Genomic DNA, 21034 nt, shown 5'->3' with positions numbered 1-21034 from the left:
GTGGGCCGTGTCCCTTGGTGGGCCGCTCAGGGGCACAGGGCGGTCGCTCGCTGCGAGCCCCTGGCAACTGCTCACGGCAGGCATACGGGCTTAGAAGTCGTTGCATTGGTTCGTCGGGAGGCGTCGGGCGCAGATGAGCGTGACTGCGAGCCGGGCCAGGGCGGTGATGCTGACGGCGATGCGGTCGTGACGCAGGGCCAGGCGTTTGTTGGACAGCAGCCAGCCGAGGGCGCGTTCTACGACCCAGCGGTGCCGGCCGAGTCGGGCTCTGGGGTCCCGGCCGATGCGGGCGGCGATGCCGCGGCGGCGCAGGTAGCGGCGCACGCGCGGGTTGTCGTAGCCCCTGTCGCCGTGCAGCTCGACCGGCCGCCGCCGTGGGTGGCCGCGGCCGCCGCGGTGGATCGCCGGCATGCCGTCGAGGATCGGTTCGACGAAGAGGCTGTCGTGCCGGTTCGCGGCCGAGACCAGCACGTTGAGCGGCAGCCCGGCGGCGTCGACGAGCAGGTGGCACTTGCTGCCGGCCTTGCCCCGGTCGGTGGGGTTGGGCCCGGTCAGCGCACCCCCCTTTTCGCCCGGACGCTGACCGAGTCCGGGCTGGCCCGCGACCAGTCCAGCCGATCCTGCTCACCGAGCCGGTCGAGCACCGCCTGGTGCAGCCGGTCGAAGACGCCGGCCTCGGCCCACTCGTGCATCCGGCGCCAGCAGGTCCAGCCCAAGCCATAGCCGAGCTCGGCAGGGAGCTCGGCCCAGCCGATGCCGGTGGTGAGCACGAACGCGATGCCCTCGAGCACGTCCCGATCGGAGGCCCGGGGCCGGCCGGTGCGGCCGTGCACCGCCGGCGGCCGGGGCGGGATCAGCGGCTCGCCCAGTGCCCACAGCTCGTCACTGATCAGCCGCGGCGGCGGGGAAGACGCCGGCAAGGACATGCGCCGCAGCCTGCGGCGGCCCGTCACGACGGAACAGGACCCGACGACCTACTCTCGCAACGTCCTCTAGACCTCGTGTCGGAATGATCCCCTTCTCAACCGCGAGCGCATCCCCGCGCTGACAGGGCAGTGTGCTGACGCCGACCGCGAGGACGTGCACCGGCTGTTGCCACTGACCAACCTACGCGTGCCGGGCATCCTCATCTGTTGCCCTGCAGGGCACTTCTCGCCGCCGCTCCGTCCACCCACGCCGGACGGGGCGCAAATCGTCGTGGGCCCGCACGTCTCACGTGGGACTGAACGTCTCCGCCGACCCGGGAGGAGCCGACGGTGGCTCCATCGCCCCTCCACCAGCGAGCAGGACGCGTCCGTCGGCGAGCAGGGCCGTCGCAGGAGACCTGCGGGCGACGCGCATGTCGTTGGTCCGGGTCCACGTGCCCGTCACTTCGTCGTAGAGCTCGGCGTAGGCCACTGCGCCCCAGTCGTCGCGTCCACCAGCGATGAGGATCCTGCCGTCGAGTAGCGGCACCAGGTCGAATCCGCTGTCTCGGCCGAAGACCAGGTTCCCGGTCGCTGTCCATGTCCCGGTGGCCACCCGGTACACCTCGGCGCTGCTCAGCACGCTGCTCGGTGCGCCCGATGGGCTGGAGCCGCCGGCGATCAGGACGTCACCGCTGGGCAGCCGTGCGATGCCGGGGCAGCACACGTCGTCGTCCGATCGTCCGTCGCTCATCGGACCGGTGGTCGTCCAGGAGCCCGTAGTGGGGTCGTACAGCTCGGCGCTGGTGAATCCGTCTTGCCCGGCGTCTCCGCCGACGGCGAGGACGCGGCCGTCGAGGAGCCGGATGGCGCTGTGCTTGGTGCGGGCTGTGGCCAGTGAGCCGGTCGTCGACCACTGACCGGTCGCCGGGTCGTAGAGCTCGGCGGAGGCGAGTGTGGCCAACCCGGTCGACGTGCTCGTGACACCGCCGGCGACGAGAACCCGGCCGTCGGCGAGCAGCACGGCTGTGTGCCCGTACCGGGCGGTGCCCATCGCGACGGTCGGCGTCCACTGACCGGTCGTAGGCGAGAAGAGTTCCGTGGTCGCCAACGGTGTGGACGATGCAGTGAACCCGCCGGTACGCAACACCCGGCCATCGGGAAGCAACGTGAGCCCGAAGTGGGACGCAACGGCGCCGATGGCCTCCACCGACGTCCAGGTGGACGTCACCGTGTCGTAGACCTCGCAGACCGACAGGTCCGAGCCGCTCGCGCCCGGGGCGACTCCGCCGACGACGAGCACCCGGCCGTCGTGCAGCCGCACGCTGGTCGCCTGTTCGCGATCGGTCGGCATGGGAGTCGTCAGTGCCCACCGGTTCCCGAGGGTTGGCGCCTGAGGCGTGACGGGAACGGAGGGCGACGACGACGGGCCGGCCCCGGCGCCGTTCACCGCGGTGACGGTGAAGGAATAGCTCTGGCCGTTGACCAGGCCGGTCACGTCGATCCGTCCGTCAGGTCCCGCCGGGCGGATCTGGCCGTCAGACCCGACGACGACGTGGCTGGTCACCTGGGCGGCACCGTCGTCGTCCGACCACGTGAGGCGAACGCTCGCAGGACTGGCGATCGCGCGCAGCCCTGTCGGCGCCGACGGCACCGCCAGCACGTTGGCAGCGGGGACGTCGGCGCTGGGGGTGTCAGCCGCTGGGACATCGACACAACTGCCCGAGGTGCCCGAGGTCATCGGTCCTCCATGCTGCTTGTTCGAGCGGCGGTGCCGCTGTGTGGATTGTCATCGCGACTGTCGGTCGCCCTGGACTGTGCGAGGCTCTGCTGCCGCGCCGGATCACTGCCCGTGGTCGCGAGGCGATCGCCAACGGCGACGCCGTCGCCCACCGACGACTCTTCGCCCCATGCGTCACGGCGGCATCACGTCAATGTCACGGGCTGGGTGCCCACCTGGGGGGTGCCCCCTGTCCGCCCCGCCGCGGCAGGCCGCACCCCCTTGCTGGTGACCGCGCCGGCTTGAGCTGCGCCAGTAGTTGTGCTGACGGCCCCGTGCCGCCCTCGTCCGCACGAGGCCGGGCTCGCGACGGCGCAGGGCAGGAGCCTCGCGCCTGCCAGGCAGGATGTGCAGCACTGTGCGGCTAGCTCACGACGACGGTTCCGGGGACCCGGGGCGTCGGGCGGCCGGATCCGGCCCGCCTCATGACCATCCGTGGTCACCGAACACGGTCTGGCCACCGGAGCAGGCGGGCGCTCACCGCTTCCCCGCTGCGCACCGCGCCTTCCATGTAGCCGTTCCATTCGGGCGCACACTCAGCGCCCGCCCAGTGAATGCGGCCCACCGGCGCGCGCCACGCCTCGCCGTAGGACGTCCAGAACCCGGTCGTGAAGTGGGCGCCGTAGCAGCCGCGGGTGAACTCCTCGGCCATCCAGTCACGCTCCACATACCGCGTGGGATGTGCGGCCTGGGGACCGAAGTAGCGCGCGAAGCAGCCCAGGACCTGTCGTCGTTCAGCCTCGGGCAATCGCGCGGTCAGCCGCGCCCCCCTGCCCTCGAGAAAACCCATGAGCACTCCGGGACGCCCGGCGGGCGGGGAGTTGTCAAAAGTGATCTTGAGGAGCAGTACCGCAGGTCAGGGCTCTGTGGTCGGGATGCTTCACTGAGTCAGCCTTGACGAGCCCCTGACCTCGCGGGTCAGGCGCACGGCGAGCACGTGAGGCCCCTCCCGCGCTGCCCCCGCCGGTCGCCGGCTGAGGAACACCCCCGGTTCCGCTCCTGCGGCTGGGGTGTGGTGACGCGGTGGTGACGCCCCTGCCGCTACACCTCGACCCATGCCGCTGACCTCTCGGGTGGGCGTTCTCAGACTGCGACGGGCGACGACCGACGTGGCCACCGCCGAGGACCCTCTGCCGGTCGAGCCGGCCTTCCCGGTCGGTGCGGGCGAGGGCGCGCTGGCGAGTTCGGTCCCGTCGCGTGGGTTCGTCGCGGCGGCGGGGACGCCGACCCACGCCGAGCCTGACGCGCTGGTGGATCAGGTGCCGGTGCTCTCGGGGGACAGACGCGTCCCCCTGCCGCTGGGGTCGGCGATGCACGCGGTAACAGCACGCCCCGAGGCGTCGGGTCACCGTGCTGGCGGCCGGCCACGAGTGCGGCAACCACGGCCGGGGTGATCGCATGTCGAAGTCGCGTAGAGGGATCGTGTGCATGGCCGCGGCGGTGCTGGTGGCCGTCGCCGGTTGCGGCGGTGGCGGGGACGACGGCGACCCGGGTGCCGCTCCGGCCACGACGACGTCATCCGCGCCGGCTCCGACGACCGCGCCGACACCGACCGATCCGGGATCACCTCCGTCCGAACCCACAGCCGACCCGGACACCCCCGGCCCGGACACCCCCGAGCCGGAGACACCGGGGGAGTCGCCGACCGGACCGGGTGCTCCGGCGCCGGACTCCCCGCAGCAGCCGACCGAGCCGGGCTCGTCGGCGCCTCCGGCTCCCCAGACGACCACACCGTCATCACCCCCGCCGTCGTCGCCGTCGCCTCCGCCGCCGCCTCCGCCTCCGCCTCCGCCGCCTCCGCCGGCTGAACCCCCACCTGAGCCGGCAGCGCCTCCGCCTCCCCCCGAGCAGACGGGTCCGGAGGCCCCGGAGTCGCCGGCGGAGGAGGAGCCAGAGGCCCGGACGGTCGGACTGCCGATCGGGGGCCAGCCGGAGGAGGACGGCACGGAGGAGGACGGCACGTCGGATCTCTGTGTGCCCGTGAGCTACCTGGGCACGCAACTCCCGCCCGGCGTCCAGATCCAGGCCGGCACTCCGGTCGTCACCGACGAGTCGTTCACCGTGAAGGAGGGCGGGTGCTCGAACACAGGAGGCCCGCTGTGCGAGGGGTTCGTCTTCACCCCCGAGAACACGGACCCGAACGATCGGGAGACGTGCCTCGTCGCCGTCCGCTACGACGCCCCAGTAGTTGACGAGCCGGCAGAGCCGGCAGAGCCGGCAGAGCCGGCAGAGCCGGCCCCGGAACTGGACTCGGCGCTCCTCCGGCTGAGCGGTCGCCTGCACTGTCCGGCGGACCTGGATCCACCCTGCACGGCACTCGCCCTCAGCATCGATGGGGACGACCAGGACATCAGGCTCGAGCCGCCCGAGCCGCCGGAATGACCACCCCGTCCCCTGATCCGGCCTCGTCCCTCGGCCGGCTCGGGCAGGTCGCGGGGTCGGTCGCGCAGGTCGTCGCGCCGCTCAGCGTCCTCACCGCGCTGCTCTTCTACTTCGGCTACGCCTCCTCACGGGCGCGGTACCTGTACTTCGGCGTCGACGTCGACACGATCGGGCTCAGCACGCAGGACTACGTGATGCGCAGCCCGGAGCCGCTGCTGACCCCGCTGCTGGTCCTGGCGCTCCTGGCCGTCCTCGTCGCGGTCGTCCACGAGCGGGTGCACCGTCGCGTGCAGGCCGCGCTCGCAGAAGCGAAGGACGCCGACCCGAAGGTGGCCGCGCGCGGGCAGGACCGCGTGGACCGGGGGAGTGGGAGAGCACGCGCCGCCGTCGTCACCGGAGACGCCGTCCTGCTCGTGGGCGTGCTGCTCCTCCTCGCCTTCCCGCTGTTCGGTGACTGGGCGTACTACACGCTCGTCACGCCGCTGCTCATGGCGGCCGGCACCGGACTCGCGCTCTACGGACGGCGGATCACGCGGATGTTGGAGCCGGGGAGGGCGCCGTCGGGGCTGGTGACCGTCGTCCTGTCCGTGCTCCTGGTGATCAGCGTCTTCTGGGCGACGGCGACCTTCGCGGAGTGGTCCGGACGGGGCGCGGCGCGTGAGGTGGCGCGGCACATGGACCGCCTCCCGGCCGTCATCCTCGACACCACCGAGCGGCTGCACCTGTCCTCCAGCGGCGTCCGCGAGACGGCGCTGGATCCGGGCGAGGGGCAGACGTTCCGCTACCGGTACCGGGACCTGCGGCTGCTGATCCAGGGCGAGGACCGGGTGTTCCTCGTCCCCGAGACGTGGGACGCGAGCAACTCCACGCTGATGGTGCCCCTGGACGACTCGGTGCGGCTGCAGTTCCGCTTCCTCAACGACCCGCCGTGAAGACGGACCACTCGGAGCAGCGGTGCCGTCGCGTCGGCGGGGAACGGCGCCCGGACCCCTCCCAGCTGCACGGCGAACGGTGACGCTCCGGTGACGGAGGAGACGGATGCTTCTCCACCGCCGACCGGTGCCGGAGGGTCGGCGACCGGTGGCTGACATCGGTCGGTGCTTCGAGGAGGTGGCACCCCGATGAGCTCCCCGCCGAGCGACGGTGCCGGTCCTGGACCGGAGGACCCGCAGGAGGCACCCGCGCAGGAGGCTCCGGCACAGGGCTCGCCGGCGGAGGCGGGCCCGCCGGGTGGGGACGCCCCGCGGCCGGGACCCGAGGACGGGGAGGGCCCGGCCCCGACGCACGGGTGGACGCCGTTCTCCGCGGAGCTGACCACTCGGGCATGGCGGGAAGAGGCCCTCGCGCGGGCCACCGAGGTCGAGACCCTGTCGAGATGGATCTGCCACCTCCCGCGGAACCGGCGGGGGGTGTGCGACGACGAGGCCGATCGTCACCTCGCCGTGGCGATCGAGGCCCACGTCCGGACCGTGCGGTCGGCCGCTCGGTCCGGTGGCCCCCTGATGCGCAACGGGGCCCGCCTCGGACGGGTCGCGAGCAACCTCTCTGCCGCGGAGGTCGACCTGCTGCGTCGCGCGCCCTCGGAGTACGTGTGCGGGGAGGTGCCGAGCCTGGAGGCCCACGTCCGGCGGCACCTCCCGGTGGACGACCCGCGCCGTGTCCGCATGGAGGCGATCGCCCGTGAGGTCACGGACCGCAGGGCCACGGGACGGGGCGACGGGGGAGGACTGGACCAGGAGGACCGCGAGACCGTGATCGCTGCCACGCGGGCCGCGAGCTCGGCCGCCGAGCGCGAGCAGCAGCGGATCCGGAGCTTCCGCACCATCGTCGCCGTGGCGACCCTCTTCCTGCTCGTCATCGCCGGTCTCGTCGCGCTGCTGGGAGCACTCCGCCCGACGCTGATCTCGCTGTGCTTCACCCCGCAGCCCTCCGGGCCCGACCAGGTGCCGCTCCTGGTCTGCCCCACCGGGCAGACCCCGCTCGGCGGCCGCGACGTCGACGACGTCATCCGGGACACCGTCAGCTCGTGGGACGTCCTGCTGATCGAGATCGTCGGCGTGGTGGCGGCCGGGGTCACGGGCGCCGTCGCCCTGCGCCGGCTCCGAGGGTCCTCGACGCCGTTCGGCGTGCCCGTGGCGCTGATCGCCCTCAAGCTCCCCACGGGGGCCCTGACGGCCTTCCTCGGCCTGCTCCTCATGCGGGGTGGGTTCGTCCCCGGGCTGACGGCGCTGGACACGACACCGCAGATCATCGCCTGGGCGGTCGTCTTCGGTGGCAGCCAGCAGCTGTTCACCGGGCTCGTCGACCGGCAGGCGCAGACCGTCCTGAACTCGGTCGGTGGCAAGACCTACGCGCCCACCGGCGGAGGGTGATCGCGCTGCGAACCGGCCCGGCCGGCCCGCTGGTCGCGTCGGCCGCCCCGGATCCCGGGAGGCCGTGACCACGCGCCCGGCACCGCGGCCGCCGCTGGTCCTCCGCCCGGGTCCTGGGGCTCACCCGCCTCCGGCCGGCGCGAGCGTGACCAGCAGGTCCGGGGCCAGCGCGGGACGGTCGATGAAGGGGTTGCGGTTGCCCTGGCGGTCGAAGACGGCGGCGTTGCGGTGCCGCTCCCAGTCGGTGACCGGCTCCTGCTCGTGCCAGGCCAGCAGCACCCGCCGCCGCGGCAGTGGCATCTCGCCGGGCTCGACCTCCCCGGGATAGCGGAGCAGGAAGTAGAAGACGGCCCGCGCGGCCGCGCCCTTGCCGTGCGCCGGCTCGAACCCGCCGGCCTCGCTCTTGCCGCACTCGTCCCGCACCGCCCGCGGCGGCGCGCTCGGCGTGGTGGGCTCGGGGAAGTCCGCGAACTCGGCGAACGGGGTGTTGCCGCGGAAGCTGTTGCAGCGGGCCTCGCAGGCGAACAGGTGGTGCAGGTCGCCGCGCATCGGCTCCCGCTTGGCGAACCAGCTCTGCGGGACCACGTGCTCGCAGTTGAACGGCAACGCCGCCTCCACCGCGGCCGCCACCTCCGCATGCGTCGTGGCGTCGGCCGGCGTGCCCAGTTCGGCGAGCCGCGTGGCCAGCTCCCGGGCGCGGGCCCCGGCGACGGCCAGATCGGCGCGGATCAGCGCCTCCGGCTCCCACTCGTGGCCGGTGTACAGGCTGCGCAGCATCCCGGAGGGCTGCAGGTCCACCCACGGGTACAGCTCCCGCGCCGGCTTGTACGCGGGCCGGCGCGCGTGCGAACGCGTCACCAGGTCGGCGTACTCCCCGAGCGCGACCCCGCCGTAGTAGGCGTCGGCGGCCGCGGCGTCGGCCTCGGCGTCGTAGTAGACCCGGTCGCGGGCTCCCGCGAGCTCGGCCAGGGAGGCCTCCACGTCGGCCGCCGTCAGTCCCGACACCTCGACGCCCGCGTCCGTGCTCACCCGACACCACCTACACCCGGCCCGTCACCGCGGTGTCACCGCGCACCCCGCGACCGGGGACGTGCCGGCCGGGTGGGACCCGGTCGTGGTGACGCCGCGGTGACGCCCCTGCCGCTACACCTCGACCATGACGCAGACCTCCCGCGTGGCCGTCCTCCGACCGCGACAGGCGATGGACGACGTGGCTGCTGACGACGCCCTGCCGGTGGAGCTGACCATCCAGCTCGGTACGGGCGAGGCCGCGCTGGCGGGCTCGGTGCCGTTGCACGAGTTCATCGCGACGGCGGGGACGCTGACCCACGCCGAGCGCGTCGTGCTGGTCGACCAGGCGCTGGTGCTGATGGAGGACAACTACGTCCACCTGCCCCTGAAGTCGGCGATGCACGCGGTGGACCCGGTGCAGCGGTTGCGCCTGCTGCGGGCGCGGCTGGGGCAGCAGACGGACGCCACGATGGATCCCGAACGGGTCTTCCACGCCGAGCTCTCGGAGGTCTTCCACTCGGTCCGCGACCTGCACACCAACTACCTGCTGCCGGCGCCCTTCGCCGGCCAGATCGCCTACCTGCCCTTCCAGGTCGAGCGGTGCGTCGACGGGACGCGGCGGCAGTACGTCGTCAGCAAGCTGGCGGCGGGGATCAGCGACCCGACCTTCCGGGTCGGCGTGGAGGTCCTCCACTGGAACGGCGTCCCGATCGAGCGGGCGGTGGCGGTCGCCGCCGACCGCTTCGCCGGCAGCAACCGCGCCGCGCGCCTGGCCCGCGGCATCGAGTCGCTGACCATCCGGCCGCTGAAGCTGCACCTGCCGCCGGACGAGGAGTGGGTCACCGTCACCTACCTCGACGCCGGCGGCGGGCGCCGCGAACTGCGGGTGCCGTGGCTGGTGGCCCCCAACGTCCCGCCGATGGCCGACGCCGACGCCGTCACCCCGGCCGCCGCGTCCCTGGGCCTGGACCTGCTCACCGACGAGGTCGGCCGCGCGCAGGCGCTGCTCTACGCCCCCCGGGCGGTCGAGCAGCAGTTCGGTGCCGAGGGCGTCGACCTGTCGACCGAGCCGGCCGCGCCCGGGAGCGACGTCCCGACGTCCATGCCGCTGGTCTTCAAGGCCCGCAGCGTCGTCACCGGCTCCGGGACCTTCGGCCACCTGCGCGTCTTCCGGTTCAACGTCCCGGACCCGGACGCCTTCGTCGCCGAGTTCGTGCGCCTGGTGGAGCTGCTGCCGCAGGAGGGGCTGATCCTGGACGTGCGCGGCAACGGCGGCGGGCACATCTTCGCCAGCGAGTTCACCCTGCAGACCCTCACCCCCCGGCGGATCGCCCCCGAGCCGGTGCAGTTCATCTGCACGCCGCTGAACCTCGCGATCACCCGCCAGCACGCGACCAACCCCATCGGCATCGACCTGGGGCCGTGGGTCCGTTCCATGGAGCAGGCGGTGCAGACCGGCTCGATCTTCTCCGCGGGGTTCCCGATCACGCCCGAGGCCGGTGCCAACGCGATCGGGCAGCGCTACTTCGGGCCGGTGGTCCTGGTCACCGACGCCCGCTGCTACTCGGCGACCGACATCTTCGCCGCGGGCTTCCAGGACCACGGGATCGGGCCGGTCCTCGGGGTGGACGACAACACCGGCGCCGGCGGGGCGAACGTGTGGACCCACGGACTGCTCAAGCAGTTGCTCGACCTGCCGGCGCCGAACCCGGAGAGCCCGTACGTCGCGCTGCCGAAGCAGGCGGACATGCGCGTGTCGATGCGCCGCACGCTGCGGGTCGGGGCACTGGCGGGGACGCCGGTGGAGGACCTGGGCATCACGCCGGACGAGCGGCACGAGATGACCCGCCGCGACGTGCTGGAGGGCAACCCCGACCTGATGGAGCACGCCGCGGAGATCCTCGCCGGCCTGCCCCGTCGCCGGCTGGACGTCGCAGCGTCCCTCGCCGGCGGCACGCTCACGCTCGAGGTCGACGTGGTCGGCGCGGACCGGCTCGACGTCCACGTCGACGACCGGCCGCGGGCCAGCACCGACGTGTCCGACGGGCACCGGACGCTCACGGTGGACGGCGTCCCCGGCGCACGGGTCGTGCGGGTCGAGGGGTTCGCCGCCGGATCCCTGGTCGCCGCCCGGACGCTGCGCGCCTGAGGGACGACGTCGCCGGTGACCACCGGATCGTGAGGGTGGACGTGGACCAGCTGCTCGTCGTGCTCGAGTCGTCGGAGCCGGACCTGACGCGCGCCGTCACGGGTCTCGCCGTCGAGCTGGAGGGACGCGCGACGGTGTTCGTGCCGGTACCCGCCGTCCGGCCCGAGGCGCGGACGGCGCCGGTCTCGCCTCCCGTCGCCGTCGTCGCGCTCGACGACCGCGGCGCGGGCGCCGACCTGGGGGAGTGGGTCGGCCGCTACCTCGACCGGACGCCCGCGGCGACCCTGACGTGCTCGGCGGGCGGGAGGTCCGTGCGGCTGGACGGCGCCACGCGGTCCTCCGCACGCGACGCCGTCACCGACCTGCTCGGCACCTGACCCACCGGGGGGCGACATGGAGCACCTGATCACCGCCGCGGCGGCCCACCCCGTGCCGCCCGGCCGCCGTGGTGTGCACCGGACCGTGTTCGGCGACCGCGTGCTGTGGTGGGGACCCGACGGGGCGCTGGGCGCGGCGGCACAGCGGGCGGCCGGGGAGCTGCGGCTGGTCACCCAGCTCGGCACCCTGTTCCTCGACGACCACCCGGACGTGCCGGTGGTGCTCGACGCCGGCCGCCACCTCGTCGTCGACGTGCCCGTGGCGTGGCCCGATCGGCCCGACCCCACCTGCGGCTACCGCGTACAGCCCCTGCCGGTCGACGCCGCGGTCGTCGCCCGGCCCGCGGCCCCCGCCGCACGGCGCGCCCCGCTGCCGTGGGTCGCCGACCTCGTGCAGCGCGTCCACCCGGGCGCCCTCGGGGCCGACATCCGGACGCTCGCGGCCCTCCCCACCCGGCACTCGACGAGCCCGGGCCTCGCCGAGGCGACCCGTTGGGCGCGGGCGCGTCTCGACGCCCTGGGCTACCGCACCGCCGTCGTCCCCGTGCCGCTGCCCGGCGGGAGCGACACCGTCTCGCTCGTCGCCGACCGCGACGGGACGGGCCCGGCACCGCGGCGGGCCGTGCTCGCCACCGCGCACCTCGACTCGGTCAACACCCGCGGCGGCCCCGCCGCGCCGGCGCCGGGAGCCGACGACAACGCGAGCGGCAGCGCCGGGGTCCTGGAGATCGCCCGCGTCCTGCACGACCACCCGGCGACCCACGACCTGCGGCTGGTCCTGTTCGGCGGCGAGGAGCAGGGCCTGCACGGCAGCACCGCCTACGTCGCCTCCCTCGACCCGGCCGAGCGGTCCCGCATCGCCGCCGTCGTCAACATGGACATGGTCGGCTGCCGCAACACCCCGGAGCCGGGGGTGCTCCTGGAGGGCGCCGCGCCGGCGCAGTCCCTGATCGACCGGCTGGCCGAGGCGGCCGCCGCCCACACCGGACTGACGGTGCAGACGTCGCTGGACCCGTTCGCCAGCGACCACGTGCCCTTCCTCAGGGCGGGCATCCCCGCCGTCCTCACCATCGAGGCCTCCGACCGGGCCAACGCCGCCGTGCACACCGCCGCCGACACCGACGACCGCATCGACGTCGGACTCGCCACCGAGATCGTGCGGATGAACGTCGCCGCGATCGCCACCGAGCTGGGCAACGAGGGAGGACCGGCCATGACCACGTCCACCGAACTCCAGGAGCTCGGGCTCCTCGAGTCGTCACCGGGGCCCCTGCCGCGGCAGCTGTCGGGCCGCTACGCGTTCAACGGCGGTGTCGCCGACCGTGCCGAGCCCGAGGACGACACGCAGCCGGTCCTCACCGACCTCGCGTTCGACCGCGAGGGCCGGCAGCAGCTGCGCAGGCCCCGGTTCACGCTGCACGTCGACGTCGACGGGACCGACCCGCTCGAGGTGGTCAGCGGGACCGTCCTCGTCAGCGCCGCGGCACCGGGCCCACCCGCCCACTTCATCGGCCGGGTCACCTCGCAGACCCCGGGCCTGCACCGCCACGACCTCGTGGTGACCGACCTCGTCCTGCCCTGGGGGGCGCTGGTCGTCGACCGCATCGAGATCGGTCTCCTCCGGCACCCGCCGGCGGCGCCCCCGGTGGCCGAGGTGGTCTTCGTGGCCGCCACCGGCACGAGGTTCGGCCCCTACCGGGCCCGGCAGGTGTCCCGGTGGTTCCGCGAGGTGGAGGTCGAGGTCGACGTCGAGGACGGCGCGGTCGCCGCGGAGCCCTACGACACCCACCTGCACCCCGACCGCCCCGCCGACCTGCCGCGGGAGGACCTCACGCTGGAGCGGGCCTTCGCCCGTGCCGGCATCCGCATCACCCGGTCGAACGGGTCGAACACCATCGACACGTCGACCGCGGGCGCCAACGGGCGGTGGAACTACCAGGAGCTCCACGACGCGATGGCCTCGCACTGGAGCGCGTACGCCGACGTGCCCCAGTGGAAGATGTGGGTCTTCCACGCCGAGCTCGCCGACAGCGACGGCCTCGGCGGCGTGATGTTCGACGGTGACATCAACGAGCCGGGCGGCGTCGACCGGCAGGGCACCGCGCTGTTCACCCGCAGCCCGCACTTCCACACCGAGGGCGGCGCCTATCCCCAGGCCAACCCGCCCGCGGCGCAGGCGGCGCGCCGGGAGCTGTTCTTCGACCTGGTGCACGAGACCGGGCACGCGTTCAACCTCGCACACTCGTTCCAGAAGCAGGCGGTGCTGGGTGAGCCGGGCAGCGGGCCCTGGCCGGCGCCCTCCTGGATGCCGCTCGTCGACGCCCCCCAGTCGCCGTCCTGGATGAACTACCCCGACCTGGCCAGCCCGGGCGGAGGGCTGAACGCCACCTGGTTCTACGACCGGTTCCGCTTCCGCTTCGACGACGGGGAGAACCTCTTCCTCCGCCACGCTCCCGCGCGGTTCGTGCAGATGGGCAACGAGGCGTGGTTCCACAACCACGGGCGGGCCGGGCGCGGGACGCTCGACACGCGGCTGGAGCTGGCCCTGCGCCTGCCGAGCAGTGCGGTCGAGTACGGCGAGGCCGTGTTCTGCGAGCTGCGGCTGCGCAACGTCGGCGACGAGCCGGTGCCGGCGCGCACCGACCTCGATCCCGCCGAGGGCACGGTGGAGCTGGCGGTCACGGGTCCGTCGGGCGAGCGGCGTCCCTTCCTGCCCTTCTACCGGGCCTGCACGCGGCCGCGGATGGAGGTCCTGGCCCCGCAGGAGTCCCGCTACGCGTCGGTGAACCTGACGATGGGGCAGTTCGGCTTCCCGTTCAAGGAGCCGGGCAGGTACCGGATCGAGGCCTGCTGGGTCAACCGGGACGGGTCGACGGCGCCGGCGGTCACCACCCTCACCGTGCGGCCGCCGCGCTCCGAGGAGCACCGTGCGGCGGCCGGGAGGCTGTTCACCGCCCCGGTGGGACGGGTCCTCGCGGTCGGGGGCACCCGCACGATCGACGACGTCGACGCGCTGCTCGGCGAGGTCGCCGACGACCTCGGCGTCCAGCACCCGGTGTCGCTCTACCTCAGGACCGTGCGGACCGTGCCGCTCGCCCGTCCCTTCAAGGTGCTCAGCGCCGACTCGGCCGCGGTCCGGGTGCTCGACCCCGAGCCCGACGAGGTCGAGCGGGGGCTCCGGCCGGTCGTGGAGCAGTTCGAGGCGGCGGCCGACGCCCTGGGCCACATCCAGTACGAGCGCGTCGCCGACGTCTACAGCGCCTGCGCCGTCGAGATGGGCAAGCGGGCCGACGCGCGCACGGCGCAGGACAACATGCTCAAGCTGTTCCAGGCGCGCCGGGTGGTCGAGCCGGTCCTCGCCAAGGTGGAGGCCCGGGTGCACGAGCTGACCTGATCGGTCCCACCGCGCGGGGGCGTCGACGGTGGGCCGGGCCGGCCGCGGGACGGCCCGGCGTGGTCCCGGGTCCAGGCGTCGACCTGCGCGTTGACGCGGGGGTGACGGCACGGTGATGCCCCGCCCCTACCGTCCGCGACCACGGACGGCCGCGCCGCAGACGCCATGGGGAGGCACCGTGACCGAACCCCCGCGCTGGGACGGCGTCCCGCAGTTCCCGGCGGAGTACGGCCCGGTCCGGGATCCCGCCGACGACGCCGACCGGTACGTGCCCGGCACCCCGGGGGCCCGCACGTGGCAGGTGCCGACGTCGCCGGAGCTGGTGATGGACTCGGTGGTCTCCAAGCCGCTGCGGGAGCTGATGGACGGCGGGGGCCCGATCGGCGTGATGATCGAGCTGCGCACCCGGTACGAGGGCGGCATCCCCGCGGCCCGCACCCGGGTCACCCAGCTCCTGGCCGAGCTGGCCGGCGTCCGCGAGGACCAGATCGCCCACAACGGCAGCTACCTCACGGTGACCCTCCCGGCGTCCGTGATCGAGGAGCTCGTCCGGTTCGACGCCGGCCCGGCGGACTCACCGGACGAGCCGGGCCGGGCGCCGCGCGGGGCGATCCACCGTCTCTGGCCCAACTTCCAGATCTCCGCCCTCATCTACCGCTCGGTCGTGACGACGAAGGCCCAGGCGGCACAGCGCTCGTTCCGGGCGACCGGCCGGGGCCTGGTCTGGGCCGTCCTCGACTCGGGCATCCAGGGCGACCACCCGCACTTCGCCCTGCACCGCAACCTCGAGGGGCTGCCGCACAAGTCCTTCGTGGACGCCGACGACAAGATGGCCCTCGTCGACGAGGCGGGCCACGGGACCCACGTCGCGGGGATCCTGGCCGGGGAGGTGGTGGCGCCCGAGGGCGGCTCCGTCACCGCCACCACCTGGTACCGCGACAGCGCCGGCAGCGTGCAGGTCGCCCCGCTCCGGCTGCCCTCGATCGCCGGCATGGCACCCGAGTGCCGGCTCCTGTCCTGCCAGGTGCTGCGGCCCGACGAGTCCGGCGACATCACCGGGCTGATCGCCGCCCTGCAGTACGTCAACACGCTCAACGACGGCGGCCGCGACCTCGTCGTCCACGGGGTGAACGTCTCCGTCGGCCACCCGTTCGACCCGACCTGGTTCGCCACCGGGCTCACGCCGGTGTGCCGGGAGGTCGACCGGCTGGTCCGGTCCGGGGTGGTCGTCGTGGTGGCGGCGGGGAACTCCGGCTACGGCTACGCGCGCGACCCCCGGAACAACGTGTTCCGCCTCGGGTTCGACATGACGATCAACGACCCGGGCAACGCCGCGCTCGCGATCACGGTCGGGTCCACGTCCTGCTCCCCGCACCAGAACGGCGTCTCCTACTTCTCCTCGAAGGGACCCACCGGGGACGGGCGGATGAAGCCGGACCTGATCGCCCCCGGGGAGCGGGTGGTCAGCGCGGCCGCGGGGAAGCTCGCCGTCCGGGCACGGGAGGCGCTGCCGGACTCGGCGTACATCGAGAACTCCGGCACCTCGATGGCGGCTCCGCACGTGTCCGGTGTCGCGGCCGGCTTCCTGTCGGTCCACCCCGAGTTCATCGGCCACCCCGAGCAGGTGCGCGCCGCGCTGATGGACACCGCCACCGACATCGGGCGGTCGAAGCACTTCCAGGGCGCCGGCCTGGTCGACGCCATGCGCGCCATCCAGTCCGTCTAGACCCGGACCGAGCGTCCCGAGGGGGATCCCGTGGAGTGGCCCTACGCACCGGTCGAGTTCACGAAGCAGGGCGCGGTGGCCCACGACGCCCAGGTCGACCGGGCGCTGCGGCTGGTCCGGTCCGGCCACCACCCCGCCACCGACGTGCTGCTGATCGCGCACGGCTGGAACAACGACGTCGCCGGCGCCGAGCGCCTGTTCACCGAGCTCGCCGACAACGTCGCCGACCTCGCCCGCACCCGCGCGCCGGACCGGCGGTGGGTGGTCGTCGGCCTGCTCTGGCCCTCCGTGCGGTGGGCCGACGACGACCGGGTCGCCGGCGGAGGACTGTCCGCCGCCGGCGAGCTGCCCGCGCTCCTCGACGCGATCACCGAGCGGGTCGAGGACCAGGCCGCCGCCGACGAGCTCCGGGAGCTGGCCGGCGCGCTGGACGCCTCGAGCGAGGCGCGGGACCGGTTCCTCGCCCGGCTGCGCGACCTGCTCCCGCCCGAGCCGGACGTCGGGGACGACGACCCCGTCCCCGACGCGCTGCGCGACGGCGACACCGAGGAGGTCTTCGCGCAGGCCGGTGCGGCCGAGCTGGACGTCGACGCGTCGGCCGAGCCGGCCGGCGCCCCGGGTGCGGGCACCGGCCTCCCGCCCGGGGTGCCCCCCGACTTCCTCACCGCGAGCGGGACCGCCGCCACCGGCCTGTCGCTGCGCGACCTCGGCCCCGTCCGGGTGGCCCGCCAACTGCTCAACCTCACCACCTACTACACGATGAAGGACCGTGCCGGCCGCGTCGGCTCGCGCGGTGTCGCGCCGCTGCTCACCCGGCTCTCCCGGCTGCCCGATCCGCCGCGCCTGCACCTCGCCGGGCACTCCTTCGGAGCCCGCGTCGTCACCGCGGCGGCAGCCGGCACCGAGGCGCCGATCGCCTCGGTGACCCTCCTGCAGGCCGCCTTCAGCCACCGCGGCTTCAGCGGGAGCACCACCCCCCGGGGCGCCTTCCGCGGGGTGCTCACCGGCCCGCAGCTGGTGGGGCCCGCCGTGGTCACCCACACGCACAACGACAGGGCGGTCCTGCTCGCCTACGCCATCGCCTCCCGGCTCGCCCGGCAGGCGAGCAGCGGGCTCGGCGACGCCGACGACCCCTACGGCGGCCTCGGCGCCAACGGCGCCGTGGCGACCGCCGAGGCCGACCGCCGCACCCTCGGCGACGACGGGACCCGGTACCGGTTCGCGCCACGGCGGATCACCAACCTGCTCGCCGACCGGCACGTGGCCGGCCACGGCGACGTCCGGAACCGGGCGGTCGCCAACGCACTGCTGGAGGCGATGCTCACCGCTCCGGTCGTGAGCCCCCGGACGGCCCCGGCCGAGGAGGCCACCTCCCCGGCGCCGGCACCTCAGGGTGGCGCGACCCCGTGACCGCCCCTCCGCCGACCACGCCCGTGCCGCGGAGCCCCGCCGAGGGGGGTGCGGACCCGATCTGGACCCCGCTCACCTTCCCCAGCGGCCTCACGATCAAGAACCGCGTGCTCCGCAGCAGCATCTCCGGCCGCATCGACGACTACGGCGGCACCGGGACCACGGCCCGCATCAACTGGGAGGAGCGGTTCGCCCGGGGCGGGGTCGGGGCGCTGGTCTCCGCGCACGTGCCCGTCCACGTGCGCGGCCGGGTCCTGCCGAACTACGCCTTCATCGACGACGACGACAAGATCCCCTTCTGGCGGGCGGTGGGGGAGCGCGTCCACCGGCACGGCTGCGCGTTCCTCCTGCAGCTGAGCCACGGCGGCCGCCAGCGGGACGTCGCCGGCGTGGAGAACGCCGTCCACCCCGCCCTGAGCTCCACGAGCCGGCCCGATCCGGTCCACGGCCTCCCGGCCCGGGCGATGACCGAGCGGGAGATCGGCGAGGTCGTGGCGATGTTCGGGCAGGGCGCCCGGCGGGCGCGCGAGGCCGGACTCGACGGCGTGGAGCTGCACGCCTGCAACGGCTACCTGTTCACCCAGTTCCTCAGCCCGGCGATCAACGACCGCACCGACCGGTACGGCGGCCCCCTGGAGAACCGCGCCCGCTTCCTCCTCGAGGTGATCGCGGCGATCCGCCGGGAGGCGGGGGCGGACTTCCACCTGCAGGTCAAGCTCAGCGCGGTCGACCACGCGGACGCGCTGTTCCCCTGGCACCGGAAGGGCACCACCCTGGCGGACTCGGTCCGGGTGCTGCGGTGGGCGGAGGAGGCCGGCGCGCACGCCGTCCACGTGTCCACCGGGAACTTCTTCCCCCACCCGCTCAACCCCGCGGGGGGCTTCACCCCCGGGGACCTCGTCGGGACCTACGACACCATGCTGTCCTCGGGCCGGAGCACGCTGCGCAACTACGCCCTGTGGCGCTTCCGGCCGACCCGCCCGCTCATGCGCCGCCTCTGGACCCGCACCGCGCCCGAGGACCCCGAGGGCCTGCTGCTGCCCGACGCCGCGGAGGTGCGCCGGCACCTGTCCATCCCGGTGATCGTCACCGGCGGGTTCCAGACCGCCTCGGTCGTGCGCGAGGCGATCCGGTCCGGCCGGTGCGACGCGGTCAGCATCGCGCGGCCGCTGATGGCCAACCCCGACCTGGTGCGGCAGTGGGCCGCCGGCGCGGACCGGCCCGAGCGGCCGTGCACCTACTGCAACCTCTGCCTCTTCCACGTCCTCGAGGACCCGCTGGGCTGCTACGACGTCCGCCGGTACGACGGCGACCACGACCGGATGATCGCCGAGGTCATGTCGATCTACCGCCCGGACGGGTGGTCGGCCGGTGCCGGACGACCGGCACCGGCCGGATCGGCCCGGACGTAGCCCCCGCCCCGCACCGGTCCTCCCGTTCCCCAGGAGATCCGATGAGCACCGACACCCCCGGTCCGGCCGGCACCCGCACGGCCGGCGCCGCCATCCCGCGCCCCCGCGCCGAGTCCGCCGGCGGACCGCCGGCCGCGCCCGCCCCCGCGGCACCCCGGCCGGTGCCCGGGGCCGGCCACCGGTGGACGCCGCTCTGGCGGGTCTACGACCGGCTGGCCCGGCTGGTCGACCACCGGGTGGGCTGGGACCGGCTGCCCCGCGGCCTCGGCCTGGCCGTGCTGGCCGGGCTCCGGAACACCCTGCGGCGGGAGAACCTGGCCGACCCCTCGACCCGGGTGCCGGTCGTCGACGCCCCGCCGGTTCCGCCGCGCACACCCCAGCACCTGGTCGCGCGCAGCGTCGACGGCTCGTACAACGACCTCGACCACCCCGAGATGGGCCGGGCCGGGGCCCGCTTCGGCCGCAACGTCCCGCTCGACAGCGTGCTGCCGGTGACCGACGACGAGCTGCTGCGGCCCAGCCCGCGGGAGGTCAGCCGCCGGCTGCTCACCCGTGAGGTGTTCCGGCCCGCGGAGACGGTGAACACCCTGGCCGCCGCCTGGTTGCAGTTCATGATCCGCGACTGGTTCAGCCACGGGCAGGCGGACACCTCGCGGCTGGTGGAGATCCCGCTCGAGCCCGGTGACGACTGGTGGGAGGACCCGATCCGGATCCCGCGGATCCACCCCGACCCCACCCGGCCCGCCGGGGCCGACGGGCCGGTGACCTCGGTCAACGAGGTGACCCACTGGTGGGACGGGTCCTCCCTGTACGGCACCACCCCGGAGGAGCAGCGGCGGGTGCGGACCGGCCGCGGCGGCACGCTGCACCTCACCGACGACGGGATGATCCCGCTGCCCGAGGACCCGGCGCTCGACCCGACCCGCGTCCCGGGGTGGTGGACCGGCCTGGGCATGTTCGCCACGCTGTTCGCCCGCGAGCACAACGCCGTCTGCGACCGGCTCGCGGCCGAGTACCCGGACTGGGACGACGAGGAGCTGTTCCAGCGGGCCCGGCTGGTGGTCGCGGCCCTGCTCGCCAAGATCCACACGGTGGAGTGGACGCCGGCCGTCATCAGCCACCCCACGGCGGCCTCCGCCCTGAGGATCAACTGGTTCGGCATCGCGGGGGAGCGGATCGCCCGGACGTTCGGGCGGCTGAGCGGGAGCGAGGTCGTCAGCGGGATCCCCGGCTCGGAGACCGCGCACTTCGGCGTGCCCTTCTCGCTCACCGAGGAGTTCACCAGCGTCTACCGCATGCACCCGCTGCTGCCGGACGAGTTCGACATCCGCGCGGCCGACGGCGACCGGCCCCTGGACGTGCTCCCGTTCCCGGCGCTCGCCGGCCCGCGTTCCCGCGAGGTCGCGGACCGGTTCGCCCTGGGCGACCTGTTCTACTCGTTCGGCACCTCGCACCCCGGGGCGATCGTGCTGCGGAACTTCCCGCGCTCCCTGCAGTCGTTCGAACGGCCCGACGGCAAGGTCGTCGACCTGGCCGCGACCGACGTCCTGCGCATCCGGGAGCTCGGGACGCCGCGCTACTGCGAGTTCCGCCGGCTGATGCACCTGGCGGCGCCCCGCAGCTTCGCCGATCTCACCGACGACGCCGATCTCGCCGCCGACCTGGCGGACCTGTACGGCGACGTCGAACGGGTCGACCTCATGGTGGGCCTGTTCGCCGAGAAGCGGCCGGCCGGGTTCGCCTTCAGCGACACGGCGTTCCGCGTCTTCATCCTGATGGCGTCGCGGCGGCTCAACAGCGACCGGTTCTTCACCCGCGACTTCCGTCCGGAGATCTACTCGCCGGCCGGGCTCGCCTGGGTCCGGGACAACGACATGCGCACCGTCCTGCTGAGGCACCTGCCCCAGCTGCGCCCGGCACTCCGTGGCGTGGACAACGCCTTCGCTCCCTGGGTGCGGACCGGCGCCTGATCCCCTCCCGGCAGCCCTCCCCTCACGCCCCCGGTGTCGCTCCGGCGGCGTGAGGGGAGGGCTGCCGTCCCGGAGCGGTCCGCTCCCACCGCCGGCCGGATCGCCGGGGACGGCGTCCTCACCGTTCACCCCCGCGGCACCATTGA

Annotated in this window: 14 protein-coding genes; 10 read left to right on the top strand and 4 right to left on the bottom strand. The window is 74.2% G+C overall.

The annotated features are described in order from the left end of the window. Positions 1-90: 90 nt before the first annotated feature. From ACI798_RS15680 to ACI798_RS15670, 3 genes are all read right to left on the bottom strand, one after another. Positions 91-926 (bottom strand): IS5 family transposase gene (locus tag ACI798_RS15680; RefSeq protein WP_457048346.1). Its coding sequence is split into 2 segments (ribosomal slippage): positions 91-567 and positions 570-926, totalling 834 coding nucleotides; the frame shifts between segments, so codons are not numbered across the junction. 286 nt (positions 927-1212) lie between these two features. Beyond that, the gene (locus tag ACI798_RS15675) at positions 1213-2646 is read right to left on the bottom strand and encodes a kelch repeat-containing protein (protein ID WP_457048345.1); all 1434 of its coding nucleotides are present in this window, start codon (positions 2644-2646) and stop codon (positions 1213-1215) included. Between the two features lie 478 nt (positions 2647-3124). Next, positions 3125-3520: a flavin monoamine oxidase family protein gene (locus tag ACI798_RS15670; protein ID WP_457048354.1), complete on the bottom strand. Its 396-nt coding sequence runs from the start codon at positions 3518-3520 to the stop codon at positions 3125-3127. A 1145-nt stretch (positions 3521-4665) separates the two neighbouring features. On the opposite strand from ACI798_RS15670, the gene ACI798_RS15665 reads away from it, so the two are divergent. The 3 genes from ACI798_RS15665 (at position 4666) to ACI798_RS15655 (ending at position 7439) form a co-directional block, all read left to right on the top strand. Further along, positions 4666-5067 (top strand): hypothetical protein, encoded by a 402-nt coding sequence (locus ACI798_RS15665; RefSeq protein WP_457048344.1) that lies wholly within the window; start codon positions 4666-4668, stop codon positions 5065-5067. Then, the gene (locus ACI798_RS15660) at positions 5064-5999 is read left to right on the top strand and encodes a hypothetical protein (RefSeq protein WP_457048343.1); all 936 of its coding nucleotides are present in this window, start codon (positions 5064-5066) and stop codon (positions 5997-5999) included. The genes ACI798_RS15665 and ACI798_RS15660 overlap by 4 nt, the downstream gene beginning before the upstream one ends. Positions 6000-6818: 819 nt before the next feature. After that, the gene (locus tag ACI798_RS15655; protein ID WP_456941658.1) at positions 6819-7439 is read left to right on the top strand and encodes a hypothetical protein; all 621 of its coding nucleotides are present in this window, start codon (positions 6819-6821) and stop codon (positions 7437-7439) included. A 120-nt stretch (positions 7440-7559) separates the two neighbouring features. On the opposite strand, the gene ACI798_RS15650 is transcribed toward ACI798_RS15655, so the two are convergent. Next, positions 7560-8468, bottom strand: coding sequence for an endonuclease I family protein (locus tag ACI798_RS15650; protein ID WP_457048342.1), 909 nt, complete (start codon positions 8466-8468; stop codon positions 7560-7562). 127 nt (positions 8469-8595) lie between these two features. Here ACI798_RS15650 and ACI798_RS15645 point away from each other — a divergent pair, with 127 nt between their 5' ends. The 7 genes from ACI798_RS15645 (at position 8596) to ACI798_RS15615 (ending at position 20888) form a co-directional block, all read left to right on the top strand. Beyond that, complete coding sequence (locus tag ACI798_RS15645) at positions 8596-10599, top strand: S41 family peptidase (RefSeq protein ID WP_457048341.1); 2004 nt, start codon at positions 8596-8598, stop codon at positions 10597-10599. Between the two features lie 29 nt (positions 10600-10628). After that, positions 10629-10976 carry a hypothetical protein gene (locus tag ACI798_RS15640; RefSeq protein ID WP_457048340.1) on the top strand — a complete coding sequence of 116 codons (348 nt, stop codon included), beginning with the start codon at positions 10629-10631 and terminating at the stop codon, positions 10974-10976. Positions 10977-10992: 16 nt separating this feature from the next. Next, positions 10993-14370, top strand: coding sequence for a M28 family metallopeptidase (locus tag ACI798_RS15635; protein WP_457048339.1), 3378 nt, complete (start codon positions 10993-10995; stop codon positions 14368-14370). A 178-nt stretch (positions 14371-14548) separates the two neighbouring features. Further along, positions 14549-16096 carry a S8 family peptidase gene (locus tag ACI798_RS15630; protein WP_456941663.1) on the top strand — a complete coding sequence of 516 codons (1548 nt, stop codon included), beginning with the start codon at positions 14549-14551 and terminating at the stop codon, positions 16094-16096. 30 nt (positions 16097-16126) lie between these two features. Then, on the top strand, positions 16127-17506 hold the full coding sequence (locus ACI798_RS15625) for a hypothetical protein (RefSeq protein WP_457048338.1): 1380 nt from the start codon (positions 16127-16129) through the stop codon (positions 17504-17506). Next, positions 17503-18918: an oxidoreductase gene (locus tag ACI798_RS15620; protein WP_457048337.1), complete on the top strand. Its 1416-nt coding sequence runs from the start codon at positions 17503-17505 to the stop codon at positions 18916-18918. Before ACI798_RS15625 ends, ACI798_RS15620 begins: the two co-directional genes overlap by 4 nt. A 41-nt stretch (positions 18919-18959) precedes the next feature. Next, complete coding sequence (locus tag ACI798_RS15615) at positions 18960-20888, top strand: peroxidase family protein (protein WP_457048336.1); 1929 nt, start codon at positions 18960-18962, stop codon at positions 20886-20888. Positions 20889-21034: the final 146 nt, after the last annotated feature.

Source organism: Geodermatophilus sp. SYSU D01045 (assembly GCF_054050295.1).
Note: the sequence above shows the minus strand (reverse complement) of the source record. Positions and strands in the feature narration are given on the sequence as shown.